This window comes from Pseudoalteromonas rubra (genome assembly GCF_005887115.1).
GTDB classification, from domain to species: Bacteria; Pseudomonadota; Gammaproteobacteria; order Enterobacterales; family Alteromonadaceae; genus Pseudoalteromonas; species Pseudoalteromonas rubra_F.
The window spans coordinates 19,422-40,546 of the sequence record NZ_PNCJ01000006.1 but is presented as its reverse complement, the minus strand read 5'-3'; the positions used below and the strand labels follow the sequence as shown (position 1 = coordinate 40,546).

At 46.6% G+C, this 21,125-nt stretch carries 21 protein-coding genes; 14 read left to right on the top strand and 7 right to left on the bottom strand.

Translation table 11 applies throughout. The annotated features are described in order from the left end of the window. On the bottom strand, positions 1 to 804 hold an 804-nt coding region (locus CWB98_RS03920), incomplete at its 3' end, for an alpha/beta hydrolase (RefSeq protein ID WP_138543674.1). Positions 805 to 923: 119 nt separating this feature from the next. Here CWB98_RS03920 and CWB98_RS03915 point away from each other — a divergent pair. From CWB98_RS03915 to CWB98_RS03905, 3 genes are all read left to right on the top strand, one after another. After that, positions 924 to 1,727, top strand: a complete 804-nt coding sequence (locus CWB98_RS03915) for an MBL fold metallo-hydrolase (protein WP_249364605.1) — start codon at positions 924 to 926, stop codon at positions 1,725 to 1,727. A gap of 108 nt (positions 1,728 to 1,835) precedes the next feature. After that, positions 1,836 to 2,861 (top strand): helix-turn-helix domain-containing protein, encoded by a 1,026-nt coding sequence (locus CWB98_RS03910; RefSeq protein ID WP_138543673.1) that lies wholly within the window; start codon positions 1,836 to 1,838, stop codon positions 2,859 to 2,861. Between the two features lie 82 nt (positions 2,862 to 2,943). After that, positions 2,944 to 4,053 (top strand): nuclear transport factor 2 family protein, encoded by a 1,110-nt coding sequence (locus CWB98_RS03905; RefSeq protein ID WP_138543672.1) that lies wholly within the window; start codon positions 2,944 to 2,946, stop codon positions 4,051 to 4,053. A gap of 93 nt (positions 4,054 to 4,146) precedes the next feature. Here CWB98_RS03905 and CWB98_RS03900 read toward each other — a convergent pair whose 3' ends face one another. Beyond that, the gene (locus tag CWB98_RS03900) at positions 4,147 to 4,893 is read right to left on the bottom strand and encodes a hypothetical protein (RefSeq protein ID WP_138543671.1); all 747 of its coding nucleotides are present in this window, start codon (positions 4,891 to 4,893) and stop codon (positions 4,147 to 4,149) included. A 319-nt stretch (positions 4,894 to 5,212) separates the two neighbouring features. Between CWB98_RS03900 and CWB98_RS03895 the strand changes: the two genes are divergently transcribed. Next, positions 5,213 to 5,782 carry a hypothetical protein gene (locus CWB98_RS03895; protein WP_138543670.1) on the top strand — a complete coding sequence of 190 codons (570 nt, stop codon included), beginning with the start codon at positions 5,213 to 5,215 and terminating at the stop codon, positions 5,780 to 5,782. A gap of 505 nt (positions 5,783 to 6,287) precedes the next feature. Here CWB98_RS03895 and CWB98_RS03890 read toward each other — a convergent pair. Beyond that, a complete protein-coding gene (locus tag CWB98_RS03890; RefSeq protein ID WP_138543669.1) occupies positions 6,288 to 7,202 on the bottom strand; it encodes a LysR family transcriptional regulator in 915 nt (304 codons plus the stop codon). Between the two features lie 126 nt (positions 7,203 to 7,328). Between CWB98_RS03890 and CWB98_RS03885 the strand changes: the two genes are divergently transcribed. Beyond that, positions 7,329 to 8,171 carry a type 1 glutamine amidotransferase domain-containing protein gene (locus tag CWB98_RS03885; RefSeq protein ID WP_138543668.1) on the top strand — a complete coding sequence of 281 codons (843 nt, stop codon included), beginning with the start codon at positions 7,329 to 7,331 and terminating at the stop codon, positions 8,169 to 8,171. Between the two features lie 98 nt (positions 8,172 to 8,269). Further along, a complete protein-coding gene (locus CWB98_RS03880; RefSeq protein WP_138543667.1) occupies positions 8,270 to 9,145 on the top strand; it encodes an SDR family oxidoreductase in 876 nt (291 codons plus the stop codon). 140 nt (positions 9,146 to 9,285) lie between these two features. Here CWB98_RS03880 and CWB98_RS03875 read toward each other — a convergent pair whose 3' ends face one another. Beyond that, a complete protein-coding gene (locus CWB98_RS03875; protein WP_171045578.1) occupies positions 9,286 to 10,545 on the bottom strand; it encodes a phosphatidylserine decarboxylase in 1,260 nt (419 codons plus the stop codon). Between the two features lie 250 nt (positions 10,546 to 10,795). Between CWB98_RS03875 and CWB98_RS03870 the strand changes: the two genes are divergently transcribed. Then, entirely contained in the window at positions 10,796 to 10,966 is a 171-nt protein-coding gene (locus CWB98_RS03870) for a DUF6435 family protein (protein ID WP_138543665.1), read from the top strand. Between the two features lie 106 nt (positions 10,967 to 11,072). On the opposite strand, the gene CWB98_RS03865 is transcribed toward CWB98_RS03870, so the two are convergent. After that, positions 11,073 to 12,416, bottom strand: a complete 1,344-nt coding sequence (locus tag CWB98_RS03865; protein ID WP_138543664.1) for a dicarboxylate/amino acid:cation symporter — start codon at positions 12,414 to 12,416, stop codon at positions 11,073 to 11,075. Between the two features lie 196 nt (positions 12,417 to 12,612). On the opposite strand from CWB98_RS03865, the gene CWB98_RS03860 reads away from it, so the two are divergent. The 6 genes from CWB98_RS03860 (at position 12,613) to CWB98_RS03835 (ending at position 16,932) form a co-directional block, all read left to right on the top strand. Continuing rightward, positions 12,613 to 13,074: a GNAT family N-acetyltransferase gene (locus CWB98_RS03860; RefSeq protein WP_138543663.1), complete on the top strand. Its 462-nt coding sequence runs from the start codon at positions 12,613 to 12,615 to the stop codon at positions 13,072 to 13,074. 163 nt (positions 13,075 to 13,237) lie between these two features. Continuing rightward, complete coding sequence (locus CWB98_RS03855; RefSeq protein ID WP_138543662.1) at positions 13,238 to 13,990, top strand: ABC transporter permease; 753 nt, start codon at positions 13,238 to 13,240, stop codon at positions 13,988 to 13,990. After that, positions 13,990 to 14,688: an ATP-binding cassette domain-containing protein gene (locus CWB98_RS03850; protein ID WP_138543661.1), complete on the top strand. Its 699-nt coding sequence runs from the start codon at positions 13,990 to 13,992 to the stop codon at positions 14,686 to 14,688. The genes CWB98_RS03855 and CWB98_RS03850 overlap by 1 nt, the downstream gene beginning before the upstream one ends. Then, the gene (locus CWB98_RS03845) at positions 14,660 to 15,697 is read left to right on the top strand and encodes an MlaD family protein (protein ID WP_138543660.1); all 1,038 of its coding nucleotides are present in this window, start codon (positions 14,660 to 14,662) and stop codon (positions 15,695 to 15,697) included. The genes CWB98_RS03850 and CWB98_RS03845 overlap by 29 nt, the downstream gene beginning before the upstream one ends. Next, positions 15,690 to 16,493: a hypothetical protein gene (locus CWB98_RS03840; protein WP_138543659.1), complete on the top strand. Its 804-nt coding sequence runs from the start codon at positions 15,690 to 15,692 to the stop codon at positions 16,491 to 16,493. Before CWB98_RS03845 ends, CWB98_RS03840 begins: the two co-directional genes overlap by 8 nt. Before the next feature lie 37 nt (positions 16,494 to 16,530). After that, entirely contained in the window at positions 16,531 to 16,932 is a 402-nt protein-coding gene (locus CWB98_RS03835; protein ID WP_138543658.1) for an ACT domain-containing protein, read from the top strand. A 37-nt stretch (positions 16,933 to 16,969) separates the two neighbouring features. On the opposite strand, the gene CWB98_RS03830 is transcribed toward CWB98_RS03835, so the two are convergent. Then, positions 16,970 to 17,686: a glycosyl hydrolase family 18 protein gene (locus tag CWB98_RS03830; RefSeq protein ID WP_138543657.1), complete on the bottom strand. Its 717-nt coding sequence runs from the start codon at positions 17,684 to 17,686 to the stop codon at positions 16,970 to 16,972. A 208-nt stretch (positions 17,687 to 17,894) separates the two neighbouring features. Between CWB98_RS03830 and CWB98_RS03825 the strand changes: the two genes are divergently transcribed. After that, positions 17,895 to 18,425, top strand: a complete 531-nt coding sequence (locus tag CWB98_RS03825; RefSeq protein WP_138543656.1) for a hypothetical protein — start codon at positions 17,895 to 17,897, stop codon at positions 18,423 to 18,425. A gap of 25 nt (positions 18,426 to 18,450) precedes the next feature. Here the strand turns inward: CWB98_RS03825 and CWB98_RS03820 are convergent, their stop codons facing one another. Further along, complete coding sequence (locus CWB98_RS03820; protein WP_138543655.1) at positions 18,451 to 21,072, bottom strand: serine/threonine-protein kinase; 2,622 nt, start codon at positions 21,070 to 21,072, stop codon at positions 18,451 to 18,453. Positions 21,073 to 21,125 lie beyond the last annotated feature (53 nt).

The following is a 21,125-nucleotide window of genomic DNA, read 5'->3' as shown; positions in this document are numbered from 1 at the left end:
CTCAACTTTTTTAAATGCGTCATATACCGCCAGGTGTAGGGTATCTCCATGATCCAGGTCTTCAAAATAACGAAAGTGCAACTGGCTTTTGCCCTTAAGTTGCGTGGCTATTTTATCGTATAGCTGTTTCGCAACACGTTCCATTACGTCACCTTCTTTACCTACCGCAATGTAAACAGACTTTGGCAGACTAGTGGGGGCGAATTTACTGGCGAGTAAAGACTCGTTGTTCCACCACAGACTGGGACTGACAATGACATAGTGATCAAACAGTGACGTGTGATGAAACAGAATTTCACTGGCGAGTAAGCCCCCTAACGATTGACCGATCAGGGTATCTGATTGGTTGGTGCGGTAACGCTTATCTATCATTGGGCGGAGTTCATTCTCCAGAAATGCAATAAATGATTTAGCGCCACCGTGGGTCGGCAGGTCACGTTTATCCAGTGCATTGTTACTTTGGGTGGTGAAATCCCGTTTTCTGTCTTGGTTACTAATACCCACAACAATGCTGGGTGGGAGAAAGTTTAGCCAGGGAAAGTTGGCAAATTGCACCAATCCGGCAATATGAATAAAGTCTTCATCTTTTGAACCGTCCAGCAGGTAAATAACCGGGTATGTTTGTTGTGTATTTTTTTGATATTCTGCTGGTAAATAGACGTTTACTGAGCGATTCTGTTTTAGTATCTGAGAGTTAAATGTCAAAGTGTGGGCAAACTCTAACGGTGCAGAGTGAACCTCATCTTTTGCATAGGCGAGCGAGCAGCTCAGTGCGCTAATTAAAAGCAAGAGTACGCTGTTCATCAGGCTTCATTCCTTTGGTCAAATAGAAGCTAGATGTTAACTCTAATTTTTGCTTAATCATAGTAACACGGTAAACCGGTACAGACCGCTTGTGCCTCATAATAATAAGAAAGGGAGTCATGTTGACCATGTTAAAAGCATTGTTGATAACGCCGGTACTTGCTGCGAGTTTTGGAGCGCTTGCAGCCACTATTCAGGTTCAGGCTGTATCGCAACACCTGCATATTCTTACGGCGCAAGACTACGGCACAAATATCGGAGTGTTTAAATCCCCCGACGGCGTGGTACTAATCGACCCTATGCCAGGAAAAACTAACTTGGCCCAGTTATCTAAGACTGTTAGTGAAATTCACCACAAACCCGTTACCCATATTTTAAATACGCATAATCACGAAGACCACTCGGGAGGCAATGCTTATTTCATGGAACGTGGAGCTCAGCTTGTCGAAGGCGACGTTAAACTGGCCGGGTTCAGCCGTGTTATGGTTAAGTCTCATACCTCGGTAGACAATATTTTTTATCACAAGCCGAGTAACACGATTTTTGTCGGAGATGTGTTTGATACCAGCTGGCATCCTACCTTTTATGCGGGTGGAGTGGAGGGCTTTAAAGATGCCATAGAGATCATTTTACAAATCGGGGACGAGCAGAGTGTGATCATTCCCGGGCATGGCGCCGTGTCAAATAAAGCGTCACTGCGTGAATTCAGAGCCAATACGCTCCTGTGGGTGGATACCGTACGTGCGTTCAGAAAAAAAAGCTACAGTGTTGAGAAAATTATGGCAGAGAATGAGAGTAAGAAAATTGTCGCCAGATTTAATGTGCAAGGCAAGGTGCCATTTTTACCAGACACAGCCTATAAAAGGTTTGTAGAAAGAACCATCCAGGTGATAGAGCAGGAAGAGAACAAGGGGGGTGAGTAAGGAGCTCGAAGCGTCTGACGGTATCGGGTACGCTGAGGCCCTTTCGCGCTTGGCTCAGCCATGTTGATATGCGATAGTGCAGGGGTCTGTGATTAACACAATATCGTAATGGAATTTTCGCGCTACTTTCTGTTTTTCTTCGCCTCACTTGGGGCATTTAATGGCGTTTTACTGGCTGCCTGGGTTTATCATAAACGCAGGGAAATTGCCGCAGCGCCCTGGCTGTCTTTGCTGTTGATTATGCTGAGTATTCGGATTGGCAAATCGGTTGCGTTTTACTTTAGTCCCGGGCTGAGCAAAGACTTTTTGCAGCTGGGGCTGAGTGCCTGCTGTTTGATTGGACCGAGCCTTTTTTCGTTTTGTTTTCGTAGCCTTAACCCAAACAAAGCTCGCTGGCTATTGCGCGGGCATTTTGCATTGTGGCTTGTTTTGGTTGCCCTCGTTGGCGTGATATACCCGTATCATAGTTATCCTGAATTGTGGCAAACCTGGGTGTATCGCGGCTCAAGTTATGTCTGGCTTGGTTACCTTTTGGTGTCGGCTTGGGTGTACCGGCACAAACTGACCGAGTTAAAATCGCATCCGGACCTCCCTGTATGGCGCGACTTGCCTTTTATCGCGCTTAGTGGCAGCGCACTTATCTGGTTTGCCTATTTTACCTCTGCCTATACGTCTTACATTGTGGGCGCTTTATCATTTTCTATGGTGTTGTATCTGAGCATTGTGGTTTTTTCTGGGCAGAGCAGAGGCAAAGAAAAATACGCGGCACAGGTTATTTCACCACAACAGAGTGCGGAAATTTCTGCGATGCTAGAGAGCTTGATGAATGAGCAGCAGCTATTCACGGACCCTGCTATGTCCTTACCCAGGTTAGCCAAACGTTTGGGTGTTAGCCATACAAAATTGTCTCAACATTTGAATCAACAACACGGCTGTAACTTTAATCAGTATCTTAATGGCTATCGAGTAAAGCACGCCCAGAAACTGTTAATACAGGAGCAGAACATGACAGTTGAGCAAGTTGCTGAACAGTGTGGCTTTAACGCCAGCTCGACATTTTATACGGCGTTTAAAAAGCAATGTGGTCAAACTCCCAATCAGTTTCGTGCAAAGTCTGTCAAATTATCATTCTGAACACTTAGATTATAATTCAGGAGCTTGTTTTTTAAGGTTATGTTTTATGGTGAGGTGACATTAAGTTAACCGGAGAAACACCATGAAAACTCTTTTAAGACACCTGCTAATCTTGCTATGCCTGCTATTTTGTGGCTTTAGCCTGGCTGATGATGAGGCAGGCGTTTTACGTGCGTTAAATGACTACTTAAAGGGAACTGAAATGGGGCAGCCTGCCCAAATCAAAAATGCCTTTCATCCGCAGGCTCAGCTACTGTTGTCTCATGACACCAAACCCTTTTGGACGGTATCGATGGAGCAATACAGTAGCTGGTTTAAGCCGCTGAACAATCGCAACCGTCGGGGCAAGATACTCTCTGTGAAAATCGATGGTGATATCGCCATGGCTCGGCTGAAAATTACGGTAGCACCTCCTTACCAGGCATACATAGATCATGTCTTGCTTAAACAGATTGCAGGGAAATGGCAGATTGTGAGTAAGACAGCAACGGACCAAAGTGCTCAGTATAAAAATGAAAAAATTCTCTTCATTGCATCCAGTGCCAGCTTTCATGGTGACAGTGACTTACCAGCCGGGACCAGTTTTTCTGAGCTTGTCTATGCCTACGACACATTCATCAAAGCCGGGTATGAAGTAGATTTTATGAGTACCCGAGGTGGAGCGTTAAGCCTGGCTTATGTGAATACGTCAATTCCAATTCATAAGCGGTATCTTTACGACCCCGAATTTATGTACGCGATAGGCAACAGCTTTGCACCAGAGGAGGTGATTGCCTCTGAATATCAAGCGGTCCATTACCTTGGCGGCAGCAATGCTATGTATGAGGTTGCAGAACATCCCGGAGTTCAGGCTATTGCGATGACGGTTTATGAGCAGAATAATGGCATTGTTTCTTCGGTCTGTCATGGTACAGCCGGTATTGTCAATCTGAAGTTGAGCAACGGAGAATATCTGGTCGCCAACAGACGTGTCAGTGGCTACCCCGACTCTTTTGAACGTGCCGGGGCTGAGTATCTGAAAGAATTTCCATTTATGATTGGCGAGCGGATTGAGACGCGAGGTGGGGATTTTCGCTATGGTGAGCGTAACAAACCCTTTGTGGAAATAGATGGACGGCTGATCACCGGACAGAACTATTTATCCTCGGTGGCAGTGGCTGAGGCGATGATAGAGGTGTTAGAAAAGCGGTGAGATGGAGATACAAGAGTAGGATAAATCTGACAGCTCGAAAAATGCTTGTAAAAAGAGGCAATTAATTGCCTCCTATAGGAAAGAAGAGCGGGTTTAGTTGCCTTGTTCTTGCCACTTCAATAAAAGTGCAAGAGTCAGAGCACCGACCTGACCCGCCTCATTCAGGCCATAATGCGTCATGGCCGCGTGTCGAAATGCGTATGAGACAGCGTTCAGGTGTTCTTTTACTCCCTCCTGACATGCCTCGCGATAATCCTTATCGTTAGAACATTGGCTGTAATATTGCTCAATTCTAGGAATATAGTGTGCAGCAAAGTGATCAGATAAATCGCCAACATAGGCATCAATTAGCGGCTTAGACGTCAACTCAACGGCATCAAGTGTGGCCGTGTCATCCCAGCAACGAGACCACACCTGAGGATATGTCACTTCTTTTTCCTCCAGCACAGAGATGATATCGGTAACACGATGCTGAAGCCTCAGCAGCGAGCGAGCATCGTCAAAAGCTGCACAGTTTTGTGGCGAGTTAACGGCGTCTTCGACACTGGACTCAAGTAGCTGATTGAAACTGATGCGAGCTGGCTCAAAATCCTGCGCCAGATTACGCCAAAGTGGAAAAACGATACCCAGCCGGTAGCCATAAAAATTGTGATCCAGCGCCACGCCTTTTTCGACCAACCAGTGAACATTGTCCAATGCCTCCTGGTAGTGTCCGGAATCGTAAAGATAATAAGCTTCGTCCAGTTTTGCCTGAAGCTGAGGGTCTAAACTACTCGCTTGAGACGAAAAACCAAAAGTGCCACAAATCAAAAGGGCGGTGGAAATCATAAGTTGTTTCATTTTACTCTACTCCTTAGGAAAAAATGAATTGTCTGCGTTTGTGTTAAAGACCACAGACTTGGTTTAGTGCTGTCAGATTAGTCAGCCGCCAATCATAAGCAGTATACGTGCCAATGTGGTCCTTTTTTACTTGTTTGTTTTGTTTGTATCGTCGAATAGTTGTAATTTTGCAGGTGTGAAAATGGTATCGGACTTTACCATACTCAACCCGATGAGGTGACAGACATGGAAATGAAAGCACTTGTTTATGCATGTGTAAATCGTTTAAATACCTCGCATCTGATAAATGTGCGCCCGATTAGGGGCATAGTGAGGCTGTATGTATAACTACCTTTTACCTGCGTTGCTGTTATATAGCGGGGTGTGCCTGGCAACACACCAAGTCAGGGAAGTCTTTGTTGTCGAGGGGCAAGCGCATGGCATAGATCTGTTTCCCCTCGAGTCACTTTACAACTACGATGACATTCAGTCCAGGCTGGTTGGCAGAGGGTGGTGTACAGCGAACTGGCGAGGCTACAAAGGGACCTGGGAATTAAAGGAAGGTAAGCTTTGGTTAACCTCGCTGGTCCAGGATTCATGTTCTCAGACCCCACCTTTAATTGACCCCGTGCCATTTTTTGCTCAAAGCGCTTATCCAGTCAAAGCAAGTTGGTTTAGTGAAAAGATAGAGGTGCGACTGGGTGATATAGTGCCCACATATTGCAAGACCAAAGACGGTGAACCACTTCAAACGGGGTATACGTATGATGCGATGGTGTATGCTTTTTCTGGCGGAGAGCTTGTTGGGCGCTCCAGGAAAACAATGAACCAAGATTGGCAGGAAAAACAATCGCATTGCGCTGAAAACGCACCTTGGGATCTTCTCAACTGGATCGGCATCAGCCTATGAGCCACGAAAAACATCGCGCCGGCTTCTTATTTCCGCGCGTATTTTTAAAAAGTCTCTGTTATTAGTGGCTGTACATCGGCTCTTATCGCAGCTTGTGCTGCCTGCATTATGTTTGAGCAGCATCAAAAGCGACCAGGATTAAATAAGTGCAAGTACTGCAAGCTCTCGCTCTGACAGAAATCGCACTTGGCCTGGTTACCTTATTTCGCTTTATAGTTTATGTGATGGGCTGGGGCTTTAGGCTTGATAACGGGGTCGTCGTCTGTCCTCTTCAGACAACTCGATAGCGTCATATCGACTTCCTCAGGGATATCTGCCAGGCGTCTCAATGTGTTGATCTGAATATGCGGCTACTGAGCGGTTTCACCACTGACATCAAACATAACTTCGAGGTTCACTATTTGCTCGTACTAGAACCGATCTATCTCTTTTTCATTTTCCAGTTCAATTTGTTTCAGCCACATGCAATGGCGCACGTAACAGTAGCGCTGAATCATGACATGATTCAGGTTCCAGCTTGACGCGCGACAGAGATGATTTCTTGTCTGAACCATCGGCTTGCCTGATCGTCTTTGTTACGAATATCCCAGTACATTTTCATTGAGAACTTCGGGACAGAGAGCGGCGGCTCAAACACTGCAATATTGAACTTGGCACTCACTGCCTCAATGAATTTGCGTGGTGCTGTGAATATGGCATCACTGGTTTCGACAATGTATGGGGCACTTGAGAAGTTAGCCACTTTATATTGAACTTTGCGGGTATGTCCCAGTTTGTCCAATGCGTCGTCCACGGTTCCCCGAATATCTTTACCAGTGCCCGCCAGAATATGTGGATAGCGGCAGTAACTGGCCAGGTCGAGTACAGAACTCAGACAGGGGTGATCTTGCCTTACCACGGACACATAGTCGTCTTTATACAAGGTGGTGACCATCAGAGCGGGGTGACTCGACTCGATGACACTGATAGAAAAGTCAACCTCACCACTTTCAATTTGACTTGCAAACCCCCGTTTATCGAGCTTGGCAAATACCACCTGAATGTTGGGGGCCACTTTGCTTAGATGTGGGATCAAAACCGGAGCCAGTGATTGCTCTACCAGATCGCTGGTGGCAATAAAAAAAGTACGACTGGAGTGAGCAGGGTCAAATTGCTCCTGAGTAAGAATATGGCGTTCAAAGTCATTTAACCAGCGATTGAGCTGAGATTGCAGGTATTCTGCACGTGGGGTCAGGATCAATTTATTGCCCTGTCGAATAACCAACGAATCATTAAAGCTGTGGCGAAGCTTTTTCAGCGTATGGCTGACTGCTGATTGCGTCAGACCGGCACGCTCACCGGCTCGTGTGAGATTTTTAGTCTCAAATATTAACTGTAACAGACGCAGCTGATTGAGCTCGATATCCGAAATATTACTCATGCCTACCTTCAGGGTTATTATTTGTATTCATGGCCATATTAAAGCAATTAATTTCATTAATGAAGTGGGGCGGCTTATTCTAGACCCAAGTTAAGAACACACGTCATCAAACTTCAGGAGATGAACATGAAATTAAAAACACTCGCAGCACTGACTGCATTGATTGCAAGCCCATTGAGTCTGGCCGATGAGATTTTGGTAGTGATGTCGGACACTGCACAAATGACATTGAAAAACGGTTACGACTACAAGACAGGCGTTTATCTGAACGAATTAATGGAACCAGTTAAGTTATTTCTGGATGCAGGTCACACACTGACCTTTGCTTCACCTAAAGGTATGGCACCGAGGCTAGACCCGGTATCTGATACGCCAGACCATTTTCTGGACGTCAGCAAGTCGAATTATCAGGCTCATAAGGCCTTGTTCAACCAACTCAAGATTGATGATAAGACCGACAGTCCGGTTGTCAGTTTTGCCCGCATAGAACAAATTGGTATTGATAAATTTGATGCGGTCTTTGTGCCGGGTGGCCACGCACCACTGGGTGATCTGGTTGCGAACCCACAGCTGGGAGAGTTCTTGCGCCACTTTAATGCGCAGAAAAAACCCACCGGTTTGGTCTGCCATGGCCCGGTTGCCTTGCTTTCAGCTCTGCCAAATGCCGCTGAATTCGAAGTAGCAATGAAGTCAGGTAAAAATGCCAAACCCGCAGAGGGCTGGGTTTATGAGGGATATCGCATGACTACATTCAGTAACTCTGAGGAAGCCGTTGCAACCCAATATTATCTGGGGGGTGACGAATTGTATTACTGGCCTCAAGACGCGCTGACCAAAGCCGGCGGAGAGTATTCACGGGGTGAAAAAGACTGGCATCCGCATATTGTGATCGACCGTGAGCTGATCACCGGGCAGAACAACAAGTCGTCAGTTGGAGTAGCGCAGGCGTTACTTAAGCAGTTGGACTAATAATAAAGCTACATTCAGGTGTAGCCCAAAATGCGTACAGCTGCCTTGTCTCAAGCTGTACGCCAGACAGACAAAATTTAAAAATTCTGGAGAATACCATGACACAATCAGTTTTAGTGACCGGATCAAACAGCGGATTTGGCTATCTTATTGCGAATACACTGGCAGACCACGGCTTTACGGTTACAGGTACTATGCGCGACCCACAAGGGCGCAATGCATCGGTTGCCAACGAGCTCAGAGGTAAAGGGGTTCATGTTATTGATATTGATGTTACCGACGATGATAGCGTTGCAATGGGTGTGAATGCTGCACTTGAGCAGGCAGGACATATCGATGTTTTGATTAACAATGCAGGCGTTGGTACGCTTGGCTGGCAAGAGAGTTTTAACATTGAAGACTTCAAGCGTGTGTTTGATATCAATGTGTTTGGTGTACAGCGTATGACGCGGGCTTTATTACCGCATATGAAACAGCGTGGGCAGGGCACTTTAATCCAGATTTCCAGTATCTTGGGCCAGTTCGTGTTGCCATTTCTGGGTTCGTACAACGCGACCAAACATGCGGTAGAAGGTCTGGCGGAAAACTATCGGGTTGAGTTGTCTCAGTTTGGTATTCAGTCACTCATCGTACAGCCTGGCGGTTTTGGCACAGACTTTGGTGCGAATTTGCTGAGATCCAGTGATAAAGCTGTAACTGAAAGTTATGGCGAACATGCTGATGCACCAGAACAAATGTGGGCGGGTACAGAGCAGGGTCATGATGCTGAAAATGCACCCAGCCCGCAAATGGTTGCTGACGCTGTATTACAGCTATTGCAGACGCAAGTTTCAGCACGTCCGTTCAGAACAACGGTAGATGGCACCGGCCTGAATCCGGTTATTGAAGCTGTCAATGAAGCCAGAGAAAAGGCGATGCAACATATCTACGGCGCTTATGGTATGGACGCAATGTTAGAGGTCAAACAAGGTTAATATTGCATCTATTGCGTGTCTCTGTCTCGCAAGGACGCCAGTGGAGTACAATATCTGTCGCATGGATGCCGGGGACTGTTGGTTTTATCTTAACAGGCAAATCCAGTCCCCGGGTTTGTATCTATCTTGATCCCTGGCCATTACCACTCAAGTGGCGGCACAGTGCGACCCAGGCATTCTCTTACCTTCATTAGGGTCGGTTCATTCGGTCCGCGCACAGGCTGATCGCCTACTTTAAATTGATAGTTCCTGCCCGGTTCAAAAGCCAGCACGATAGAAGAGCCGCCATAGCCAAAGTGGCCCATAAACTGGCCTTTTTCAATGTCTGCACCGGTTTCAATGGCATTGACTATGCTGCCCACACCCCAAAAACCAATCGCAACCATAGCGACTAACCCCAGATCAGGCGTTTTAATCACCCAGACATAACGCTGATGTTTACCCAGTTTCTGGTACCAACCAACTTTGTCGCTGTTTTTTGGTGGTAGCGGATCATAGGGGTGTCTCGGGTTAAAATTGTCAAAGTCATAATTATAAGCGCCCTCATACAAACCTTGCTCTATGACGGTGCCGGATACGGGGGCATGGAAATGGTGGTAATCGGTAAACCAGAGCAGGATGTCAAGTAGAGGACCACCGACAAAGCAGCGGCCATAACCAGGGATAGCTTCAATCAGATTAAAATGATCTCCCGATTTACCGGGTAGCAAGTAGCGATTGCTTGCCTGGCTATCGTTGCGCTCACTGCTGCCGCGCTCTAAATAAAACACGCCACCGTCACAGGGAGAGATCACAACACCACTGTCACTTGCACAGTTGCACAAAGGCCGCTGTCCGGGTTTGAGGTTACGTAAAAAGAACTGATTAAAAGACTGAAATCCCCCTTGTGGGCTATGTGGATCCGGGCGCTCATAATGATCAATATTAAACGGGTGCTCTTCTGTACCGGTGTATGTCATCCAGGCACTTAATGTGTCCGTTGACGATGTACTGTTAATCCAGTCACCATGAAAGTTCAGAAACTGCCGAAACCAGCCTCTGAAATAGCCGTCATTAGCCAGCTTTAAACCGGACTCGGTATTGACCAGATAGTCCCAGTATTCAATGTATAAACCCGGGTTGTCTGGTGTTGGAGTATAAGTTAACCATTGAGAAAAAAAGCTTTGCAGCGTAAAACCGGGCTCTCTGTATAAATAGGGCTGCCAGAACGTTGCGATGTCTTTACGTCTGACAAGGTTTACCTCAGAACATACCTCGGCCAGTGCCTCAAGATACCACAGCAAATTGAGCTGATTTTCTAAAAACACGCCATCCAGGCCCAGTATATGTAGTTCCGCTTCCGAACTTTTTTCGTCCCAGTTAATAGGCGCAGGTAAAGGCATAGTCGAAATCTCAGTCATGATATTGGTCCTTTTGCTTCGTGAATATTGGTCAGAAGTTGAGCCGTAATGAGTGCCTGAACAGGTATTATCTGGAATTTTATAGGTCATGCCATTCATCTGGGCAATTACAGCAGATTACAGTTTGCGAAAGGGGGTCGTTATCGGCGCTTATCAATTCTTTGAGCAGGTATAGTTCCAACAATGCGATGATCCTCAGAGGTGTGTGGCTCGTTTAACAGGTTAAATTTGCCATCAGGAAAATCTAACAATGTTTCAGTTCTTAAAACGTGATCCAGTCAAAAAGCTGCGCAGGGCCTACGATGCCAAACTAGAACAAGCCATGCATGCACAGCGCAATGGTGATATTCGTGGTTATGCGATGCTTACTGCAGAGGCAGAGTCAATTTGGCAGGAGATTGAAAATTTGCAAGGAAAGTAGTGCGTTGATAAGTGGGTTTTTTTCACAAGTGAGGATAAAGCATGTGTACCTCACTTGCAGCAGATATGGACGCATAAGCAATGACCTGAACTTCGCGCCCTGAACGTTAACTGGTTACAACTTTATTGTCGCTTATTTGCACCTGTTCAACCAAAGATGTTTCATGTCTTAACCAGCGGTTCATCACCACACAGGCTGTCAGATCACCACTGACGTTGATAACCGTGCGACACATATCCAGAATACGGTCGACACCCAGAATAAGCGCAATGCCAGTTGCTGGTATGCCAAACGTCGCAAGTACAGAAGCCAGGATGACGATGCCGACCCCAGGTGTACTGGGCGAGCCGATGGATGCGCCTACCGTGGTGAGAATAAGCAGTATCACCTGATTCACAGATAAATCCACACCGAAAACCTGAGTGAGGAAAATAGCCGCAACCACCTGGTAAAGTGCTGTTCCATCCATGTTGATGGTGGCACCAAGTGGTATAATAAATTGCACTATCGGTTTTTTTACCCCCAGTTGCTCCTGAGCTGTGCGCATTGATAAGGGCATAACGGCAGCAGAACTGGAGGTTGAGAATGCGAGCAATTGTGCGCTTCGGATGGCTTTTAGAAAGGCCATGGGGTGCACTTTGGCAACAAACGAAGCGACCAGGGTATAAATGAGTAATAACCCGGTGAGTCCCAACAATACCGTGGCAACATAAGCAGATACGCCAATCAACGCATCTACGCCAATGCGGATCGTAATATCACACAGCAGACCAAACACTGCAAGGGGAGCCAGTAACATGGCCCAGTTCACAATTTGTAATGAAACAGACTGGATCCCGTCCATAAAATCTATCATCAATGCCTTGCGCTGTGCGGCTAATGTCGTCAACGCCATCCCAATAAAGCTGGCATAAATGACGATGGCGAACATGTCTTTATCCAATGTGGACTGAGTTGGGTTCGCAGGGATAATGGCCGCCACTTTATCTGGCAGCGAGGTCTGCGTTACTTGAGTCGCCACGACTTGCGCTGGCTGATCGGCAATTGCGCTAAACAGAGCGCTGTCGACATAGTTACCCGGTTCAATAAGGTAGACCACAGCAAGGCCCAGAATGACCGCGACGAAAGTGGTTGTAACAAAGTAAGGTAAGATGCGGACCCCAACTTTTTTTAAAAACGCGGTATCTTTATTACCTGCGATACCAAGAATGATCGAGGAAAGTACCAGCGGGATAACAACCATCTGGATCAGGGCCAGAAACACCCGCCCGGGTAGCGCAACCCATTGAGCAATGTCCATCGCTGCCGATTGACTGACCAGCGCCATACCCTGAGGTGAAAGTAGTAAACCTATGGTGATGCCGAGAATCAGCGCAACCACTATTTGCAGCCAGAGCCGCTTTTTTTGCAGCAGGTTTGCTGGTGCACTTTGAGTTTGAATGTCTGTCATAACAATATCCCTGACTGGATGAGCACGATTAGAGTGATTATCCTAGCATAGTCATTTGATGCTACATTGACCCGCATCAAACGAGAAGAATTCACCCGGTTAGCGCAAGCATTGACAGGCGTCAGGTTTTGTCTGCTATCACTTTAAACCTCGTGTAAACCTGAGGTACACTGACGCTTTAAGTATGGAGAATGGTATGGATATCAGGCGTTATCAAAGTAGCTGGGCCAGAGAAATTACAGACTTATTTCACAGTGCAGTGCACGCCATTGCTGAGGAAGACTACACCCAGGCGCAAAAGGCCTTGTGGGCGCCAACACCGCCCGACTATGCATTTTGGTCAAAGCGCTTGGCAAACAAGCGTCCCTGGGTTGCCGTGCTAAACGGACGTGTTGCAGGCTTTGTTGAGCTGGATGATGATGGGCATATCGACTGCGCTTACACGCACCCAGAGTTTCAGGGGCAGGGCATTGCAAGCGCGCTCTACCGTAAGTTAGAAGCGCAGGCGAAAACCCGGGGGCTGACACGTCTGTATGTTGAAGCATCTATACCTGCACGACCTTTTTTTGCCACGCGTGGCTTTGCAATGGTAAAACGCAACGAAATTGTGAGGCAGGGCGTCACTTTGATTAATTATACGATGGAAAAATACCTCTGAGCCCCCCAACTAGCGTGCCAATTATCAACATCAGGCACAGTTCACTAAGTAATCACTTTTTGTTCACTGTAATACACCAAATTACTGCTACGCTTAAAGTTAACTGAATCAATTAGGGCCAGAACATGCTGTGTCTGTTGTACCAATACAATAGGGAGCAGTAATGATTAACTATGGATTTTTACCTTTTTCGGCTTATGTGGTTTCAGACTTTTTAGTCTTTCACCGCCACCGTTCTATTAGCCTGGAAATCTTATTAAGACAGATCCGCTTCACAGGGGTTGAGGCGCTTGGGCTTGTCATGTTGATTGCTTTGTTAATTGGGGCTTTGATCATTGTTCAGGGCTATCCTTTGCTGTCTTCTATTGGACAGGTCAAGTGGATTTACGCCATTTTAATATCAACAATTGTGAGAGATCTTGGCCCTTTTATTGTGTGTTTTGTGGTGTTAGCACGTTCGGGTACAGCAATTACCACCGAATTGGGCAACATGGTGGTGCGCAAGGAAATTGACGCCCTGATAGCAATGGGGGTGTCACCAATTTCGTATCTGGTTGCCCCCAGGGTTTTGGGTATGGTCGCGTCTTTGATCCTGTTGATGAGTTACTTTGTTGCCTGCGGCATTTTCGGTGGTTATCTGGTGAGCAATGCGTTTGCATCAATTCCAGTGAGTACTTTCTTTGTGAAATTGATGGCACAACTGCATTGGCTGGATATGGTGATTATGCTGGCCAAAGTCGCGTTTTCCGGGTTGATGATAAGTCTGATCGCCAGTTATCACGGCCTGACCGTCAAAAGTGCCATTACTGAGGTACCACAACGAAACATTAAAGCCGTTGGCCGTGGATTGATTGCCTTATGTATTATCCATGTACTGTTCACTTTGTTGTACTTTGCGCTGATGAGTGACTGGTGATGAAAATAGAACTTAGAAATATTAGTCACAGCCTGGCTGAACAACCAATACTGGCCAATATCAGTATCATTGTTGAGAGTGGACAATGCCTGCTTGTCACTGGTCGCTCTGGCAGTGGCAAGTCGCTGCTCTTCAGTATCATTTGTGATATTACCCGACCTCAGCAAGGAACTGTATTAATTGATGACATTGAAATGCCGGCAATGACTGCGCTGCAATACGCGCGTTTTCGTCGTGATCTGGGGGTCATTTTTCAGGTCTCTGCGTTGATATCTAATCTGACTTTGGAAGAAAACCTGCTACTGCCATTGAATCGTCACCATAGTCGATTAAGTCATGATGAAAAGCTGCAAAAGGTACGTGGGATCTGTGAAGAGTTTGGTCTGAGTCAGTACTTGGATCAACGCACCGATCGACTCTCCTCCGGGCTTGCATCTCTGGCAGGGTTAGCGAGAGCCTTGATAATGGAGCCAAAGGCGTTGATCTGGGACGCGCCTATGGCACAGGTCGACAGACACTGGTGCCGTCATGAACTGGCGTTACTCAAGCACCTTAAAGAAAAAGGGACAACTTTAATTCTCTGTTCTAATCGTCAGGAGTTGATTGTGAGCTTAGCTGACCAGCAGCTTCAGCTTGGGTTACCGGAAGAGTTAACTTTGGGGGGAGCGCATGCAGCACAAGCCCAAAAATGCCAATAGGATAGTGATTGCATTTAGCCTTACCGGCGTGCTGTTGCTAGCCATGTTTTGTATCATGATCTTGGTGAATAACCATACCTTCGCGGATAAGGTGTACTACAAAACCGTGTTAGATAATGCCCGAGGACTGAGTGCCTTACCGGCGATATACTTCAAAGGTATGGAAATAGGACGTATAGATGATTACCAGTTAAATTTGCAAAGCAACGAAATTGACGTGGAGTTTTGGGTTTTTCAGGAATACAGCGCTAAGGTGGTCAAGTATGCACTGCTGACCGGTGAGCAACACCCCATTTTTGATGAAGTTACGACCTTAGATTTGATTTTACCTGAAGCGGATAAAGTCGGCCCTTTTGTGGCATTGCCTGCCGGAGCATTGGTACCCCATATTAACAGTGCGCTGGGAAAACAGTATCTGACTGCGGGTTACGTGTCTCGCTCAAAAGACGATGTGGAATCTATCTTATCCAGTATTCAGGAGTTGCTACAGAACCTGCAAAAAGAGGATAACCCGGAAGCTGGGTCATTGTTCAGAGCGCTCGACAGGGTGGCAAAAATCAGTGACCATATCATGATTGTCAGCGAAGAGCTGCGTGAAAGTGAGTTATTGCCCGAAGCTGAAAAAACACTGAAACAAAGCCAGGTATGGCTTGCCCAGATGCCGCAATTACTGGCTCAGTTAAACCAGACACTGGTAAAGACCGATGGTATGCTCACGCAGGCACAAAGCACGTTAACAACTTATGGTCAGCCCACCGAACTTGTCAAAGAGATCACCGACAGTCAATTACCCCTGGTGCTTCACAACCTCAATGCCAATCTGACAGTAATGCAGCAAATGCTTAAAGATGTTCACGGTGAGCGTGAACAGTTTGCGCTGACTGTTCATAGTGTGCAGCAGGTACTTGAACAGATGGAAAAAACTCTGGAGGCATTGAATAACCATCCGGTCTTTAGAGACGGGATCAGTACACCGGTTAAAAATGGGGAGATAGAAATGCATGATTAAAGTGATTTGGCTATCTCTGATCTGCATACTCTGGCTGTCAGGATGCTCTTCGGCACCGGAGCGAGACTATCAGGTTACCCGGCTCAAACGCCAAGCTGCAGCCTGGCTGGCGCAAGGAGACAATCAGCGTCAACAGGGTAAGTATCAGTTGGCACTGCGTTATTACGATAATGCCTATCGCTATGCCAGCAGAAGACATGATGCGCAACAAATGGGGCTAGCCCGACTCAAACAGGCTGCGGTATATATTAGCCAGGGACAAACAACACAAGCGGAGAATAAAATTGCCGAAGCAGCCATGTTTGACAAAAATGAGCGCACAGATCTGAAACCGGCGATAGATTTTATGCACAGTAAGCTGGCCTTTGCCAGAGGGCAGCAAGCTCAGGCGCTGGCATTGGTCGAGCAATTGCAAATCCAATTTGCCGACGATGTGGAAAGACGCATTTATTATCGCTGGGTCGGCTGGCAATATGCACAACTCAGGATTAACTGGTTACAGGCTGAACAAGACATTCAGGCGCTTCTCAAGCTCAAAGCCGACAAAGCGTTGAACAACATAGAAGTGCTGTCTTTTGTTGTTTATCACAATCTGGTTTGGCGTATCGCTACGGAGCAGAGCAAGGTACCGACTGCGCTTGATATTGCCATTACGCATTTTGCTTCGCTTGAGTTGACCAATCGATTGATTGAGTGTTTCGAAATTGCCGCAAAATACTATAATGATGCTGGTGATTTAGACAGAGCTCTGTATTATCAGGCGCGATTCACGCAATTGCGTCGCTTTATGAACTAGTACCTTTCTCTAAGCTAATAATAAAGGGAACAAAATAATGTCAGGCATTGTTAATTTGACTGCGCTGCTGAAAACGATGGAGCCCGTTCTAAACCCAGAAGAATATGTCTTTTGTAGCGTATCAGGGAGTCTTGAAGAGTATGCACCACTTCATCCGCTTGCAACGTTTCAGGAGCAAGAAGGGCTTACCCTGATAGTCGAAAAAGCGGCTGCACAGTCTTATGGGCTCGAATTTGAAGGGCCTTTTTGTCAGATAACTTTAAGTGTACATTCCAGCCTGGATGCGGTTGGGCTGACGGCAGCTGTAGCCCAGTGCCTGACCGAGCAGGGGATTAGTGCAAATGTGGTCGCCGCTTTTTATCATGACCATCTTTTTGTCAAAAACGAACATGCACAGGCTGCTTTGAATGCGTTGTGCGCGCTTGCAGAGTCAAGCTAACAACCTACACCTGCACAGGCAATTATCTACCTTCTAATTATCGACTGTATCTGAAGTAATCACGTTCCTGCTCGCTGGTCAGTGGTGTGTCGTGATACTTTACGATACCGCGCAGACCATTTACGGCTGAGCCACCACTCAAGGATGCAGCTTCCTCATCGCTCAGGCAGGTAAGGTCTGATGAACGTTCTGTTGATGCAAGCATCTCTCCTGTCATGTTGCTGCTCGGTGCCAGTTCCCCCGGGTAACTGTGATTTAGCAAGGGCCCGGTGCTATTTGAGATTTGCGTCAGCAAGTAGGTTTGCCCGTTATGTTTTGCTGCTTGGTCAAACTGGTATTTTAAACCCAAAAAGAGTGCATCAAAATCGTGAGGTGAGATGGCGACAATATTTTGAAAATGGGCACTCCCACTGATCGCTTGAGTTTCAAGTTGAGCTTGGTAAAACGCGCCATCCAGATTCAGCCCGTCAAGTTGGTATTGTTGCAAAAAGTCAACCACGCTTTGACAGAATACCTGTCTACCATTGATATCCTGACTTAGACAGCGCAGGCCGCTGTCATCGGGAGACAGGCTTAATAACAGCTTTGTTTCAGGGTAATTTTTCCGTGTCGTATCCAGATGTGCCTGAAAGGCTTGTACACCACCAATGGCGGTGAGTTTAGCGCCATCCAAGCCATCAGGTCTTACCTGGGCACCCGTAATATAGATTGCTTTTTGAGAAACACCAGAGCATTTTTTATGTTCAAAAGCCATTGTGACAACTTAATCTTTCAACTGGACTGACCGATACTATGAAGAGATTTGCTGCTGGTAACCATTACACCGACATTACATGACACTTGCTGTATGGCAGAGAATAACAATTGCGTCATTTGCACTAATAATTGTCGGATTTTATTGGTGTTTTTGAAAGACTCAGAGTAAGCTTGTTGAGCGCAATAACCAATAAGGAGTGACTAAAATGCAAAATGATGTTCTAAGCTTTGACCTAAGTAGCGAAAACTATTTATTCCGACTCAGCCCGACAACAACAAGTGATGATTGGGGATTGCAGTATTACGATAGAGCAAGTGGCGAATACACGCCGGTCCCTCAAGGTGCTCAACTTAATGTTGTGTTTAATCTGGGCGATATACCGGGCATTTCTGAAAATGCGCGTCGTGCCCTAATCTCGAAGCAGCAGGCCGTGTTCATTGTAGAGATGGAAGATTGTGCAGATAGTGACTGGCGCTTCTGGCAAAGCGGTATTTCTTTATCGTGTGAGCAGGATTCGCAGGATTATCAGCTGACAACTGATATTGAGAATCAAGGTAAAACACTGGTCTTGACCATCAAGAATGTGCTAAGTGGTGTGGCATCAACAGCAGGCAAATTTGACGAAATCGACTTCAGATTTGTTGCTGTCAGACTAAACAATTCAGCAGGCGCGCTTAACGAAATTTTCTACTCTCAAGACCCGCGTCTTGGTGTACGACGTGATAAGCCAGCATAATCACCAGTTGTATGATAACAGAGCGTCAGCTTTTGGGTTGACGCTTCTGACAAAGCGTGGCTTTTTGGTAGCTTGATATAATCTGCTTAAACTCATCTCGCTGGCAAAGCGCTTCAAACCACGGCAAATTAAACCAGACCGCGCCATAGCCAAGTTCCAGTGCCGATTTTACGTTCACCATTGCGGAAGTAAGTTCACCCACCTGCGTGTATACAAGGGCTGCTGTAAATGCGTACTCACGATTGTCGGGTGACTGTTTTATGGCCTGGTTGAGCACGGTCACGGCCTGCTCATGGTTGCTGAGCTGGGCATGAGCCTGAGCAACATCAAGTAGGTCATAAAAATCATCAGATGCTTTGTTTTTCTCTATCACCTGCTCATAAAAATATGCTGCTTTTTCCATATTGCCGTTGAGCTTTTCAATGTCAGCCAGATTAAGCAAAAACAAAGAATTGTTCTCTATTTGCGTGAGAGGTTTAGCCGCGGATAATGCCTCTGAGAATTGCCCGTCAAGCATATAAGACAGCACGAGTGCGTTTATATCGAATGGTTGAGCATCTACAGAGATTACCTTTTTGTAGCGTTCAATGGCAGCTGAAACTCTACCCTCAGTAAGGTGAATGTCTGCGAGTAGCTGATTTGCTAAGTAATCATCTGGATCCAGCCTGAGTACTTCATCAAGGTAATGCCATGCCTGCTCAAATTGACCATTCTGATAGTAGGTATTCGCAAGGTTGAACATGATAGAAGTGTTTTTTCTGAGTGCCATAGCTTCATGAAGGTGTGTAATTGCCGCTTTAAGATCACCTTGCTGTTTGGCTCGTTTTGACAGGATGACTTCTATGTCGTAAACACTGAAATGTCGTGCCCGGGCGAGCGCGAGGTGTGTTTCGAACAGGGCCTCATCATGGCTGGTCAGAGCAAGTAACATCATCTCTTTGTTAAAAATGGCTTTTTGCTTGTAACGTGCGGGTGCATTTCTCAAAGTAGCGCGCAGTTGTGTTAGTAATTCTTCTCTTTTGGTCTGATCGTATACCGTTAAGCTTATGTCACTATATAGTCCATAGGCCGCAAACAGGTAAGGGGAATTTGTCAGCACCTGCCGCAACTTGTCCAGATTACTCAGGTTATAAGCACCCTGGTTAGACACATCCTGGTAAATTTGCAGATAACTCAGGTAATCTTGTTGCCTGACGGTTTCGAGAGGCAAACTGTTTGGCGTTAGATCTGGAAACAGTTTGACAGCCTGCACTTGGGTGGAATAAAAGTTCTCTATTTCACTGGTGAGGGCCATCGGCCAGCTGATCTGCTGCTGAACGGTCCACTTCTCGCCTCCCAGCCTTTTTACGACCGTTTCACAGCTATGTTCACTGCAGGTAAGCTCAGTACTGATTATGTCTGTTGCCCCCGTCGTTGTTGCCAGCTGGCGCAAAGAGTGTTCCGCCTCCGGGCGGTGAGCAATCAATTCAGTATGCTTTCCGTCAATGATAAGCTGACGCAGCGCGTGATCGACGCTGGCAAGGGTGCTCTTAGTTTGCTCGTCACTGAGCTGTTTTGTCAGAGTGAGTTGAGGCTTAAGGACCAACACATATCGCTTTTCTTGCGGGGGCTGGTGAAACAGCCAGGCGACAAATACGGTTATAAACACCAGGGAACAAGCGATTATAGCGAGGTATTTAGCGCGGTTCTTTGGGCGCGTATGACGTGGCTGTGGGGTATCTGGTGCAGACACATCAGGTTCAAAAGGCACGGTTTCCTGATCCAGGATAGCGTTTTGCGTGATAGCTATCAGAATTTGCTCAAGTCGTTTCGCCACTTGTCTGGCATTGGCCGGGCGTTTTTCAGGGTCAACCGACAGCAGCTGGTTTAACAGGTGAATCAGTGGTTCAGGTAAAGCGGGCAAGATCTCCGCGGCATCGTCATGTTTACCTTGTAATATACGCTCACGCAACTGAGTCTTACCAAAAGGGTGACGAGCGCTTATCAATTCGTAAGCAAGGACACCAAAAGCAAATAGATCCGACTGAGGTGAAAGAGCTTCGCCTTTAAGCTGCTCGGGCGAGGTGGCGGTCATACTGGCGTGACTTTGTGTTGTGTCAGCGTGAGTTGCAGTCTCGGATGTGTGTGTGATGCGGGCGATACCAAAGTCGGTAATTTTTATCTGCTGATCCTTATCCAGCAAGATATTGGCGGGTTTTAGGTCACAATGTATCACGCCACACTGATGAGCGGCTGCAATGCCATTAGCAACCTGGATCAGCAAGGTTAGTGTTTGCTCCAGGCTCAGTATCTGAGTTTTTTGGTGATAAAACAACGTGGTGCCATCGACATATTCCATGACCAGATAAACCTGATCTGGGGTTGTTATTATGTCGTAAAGCTGAACTATGTGTGTGTGATTTAATCTGGCAAGAATTTGAGCCTCAGCGACCGCGAGAGAGACGTCGGTGCCTGCAGCCTGTGTTTTGAGGCGCTTTATTGCCACTTTTCGATTTAGCCGGATATCTTGTGCCAACAGAACTTCGCCCATTCCGCCTTCACCTAACACTTTTATAACATGATAGTGTTCAGGCAAATTCATCTGCTGAGAAGTGGGGGATCCCCCATTAGGCTGCGCTGAGTTAGCTGACGGCTGCGATTTATCCATGTTATTTTTTATCTTGTACCTTACGAGTTGCAACGCCTTGAAGGCATATGTAT

What these genes read in the sequence shown, in the direction of transcription:
- CWB98_RS03915 (WP_249364605.1), top strand. Translation starts at nt 924, where the DNA reads ATGTTGACCATGTTAAAAGCATTGTTGATAACGCCGGTACTTGCTGCG.
- CWB98_RS03910 (WP_138543673.1), top strand. Translation starts at nt 1,836, where the DNA reads ATGGAATTTTCGCGCTACTTTCTGTTTTTCTTCGCCTCACTTGGGGCA.
- CWB98_RS03905 (WP_138543672.1), top strand. Translation starts at nt 2,944, where the DNA reads ATGAAAACTCTTTTAAGACACCTGCTAATCTTGCTATGCCTGCTATTT.
- CWB98_RS03900 (WP_138543671.1), bottom strand. Translation starts at nt 4,893, where the DNA reads ATGAAACAACTTATGATTTCCACCGCCCTTTTGATTTGTGGCACTTTT.
- CWB98_RS03895 (WP_138543670.1), top strand. Translation starts at nt 5,213, where the DNA reads ATGTATAACTACCTTTTACCTGCGTTGCTGTTATATAGCGGGGTGTGC.
- CWB98_RS03890 (WP_138543669.1), bottom strand. Translation starts at nt 7,202, where the DNA reads ATGAGTAATATTTCGGATATCGAGCTCAATCAGCTGCGTCTGTTACAG.
- CWB98_RS03885 (WP_138543668.1), top strand. Translation starts at nt 7,329, where the DNA reads ATGAAATTAAAAACACTCGCAGCACTGACTGCATTGATTGCAAGCCCA.
- CWB98_RS03880 (WP_138543667.1), top strand. Translation starts at nt 8,270, where the DNA reads ATGACACAATCAGTTTTAGTGACCGGATCAAACAGCGGATTTGGCTAT.
- CWB98_RS03875 (WP_171045578.1), bottom strand. Translation starts at nt 10,545, where the DNA reads ATGACTGAGATTTCGACTATGCCTTTACCTGCGCCTATTAACTGGGAC.
- CWB98_RS03870 (WP_138543665.1), top strand. Translation starts at nt 10,796, where the DNA reads ATGTTTCAGTTCTTAAAACGTGATCCAGTCAAAAAGCTGCGCAGGGCC.
- CWB98_RS03865 (WP_138543664.1), bottom strand. Translation starts at nt 12,416, where the DNA reads ATGACAGACATTCAAACTCAAAGTGCACCAGCAAACCTGCTGCAAAAA.
- CWB98_RS03860 (WP_138543663.1), top strand. Translation starts at nt 12,613, where the DNA reads ATGGATATCAGGCGTTATCAAAGTAGCTGGGCCAGAGAAATTACAGAC.
- CWB98_RS03855 (WP_138543662.1), top strand. Translation starts at nt 13,238, where the DNA reads ATGATTAACTATGGATTTTTACCTTTTTCGGCTTATGTGGTTTCAGAC.
- CWB98_RS03850 (WP_138543661.1), top strand. Translation starts at nt 13,990, where the DNA reads ATGAAAATAGAACTTAGAAATATTAGTCACAGCCTGGCTGAACAACCA.
- CWB98_RS03845 (WP_138543660.1), top strand. Translation starts at nt 14,660, where the DNA reads ATGCAGCACAAGCCCAAAAATGCCAATAGGATAGTGATTGCATTTAGC.
- CWB98_RS03840 (WP_138543659.1), top strand. Translation starts at nt 15,690, where the DNA reads ATGATTAAAGTGATTTGGCTATCTCTGATCTGCATACTCTGGCTGTCA.
- CWB98_RS03835 (WP_138543658.1), top strand. Translation starts at nt 16,531, where the DNA reads ATGTCAGGCATTGTTAATTTGACTGCGCTGCTGAAAACGATGGAGCCC.
- CWB98_RS03830 (WP_138543657.1), bottom strand. Translation starts at nt 17,686, where the DNA reads ATGGCTTTTGAACATAAAAAATGCTCTGGTGTTTCTCAAAAAGCAATC.
- CWB98_RS03825 (WP_138543656.1), top strand. Translation starts at nt 17,895, where the DNA reads ATGCAAAATGATGTTCTAAGCTTTGACCTAAGTAGCGAAAACTATTTA.
- CWB98_RS03820 (WP_138543655.1), bottom strand. Translation starts at nt 21,072, where the DNA reads ATGGATAAATCGCAGCCGTCAGCTAACTCAGCGCAGCCTAATGGGGGA.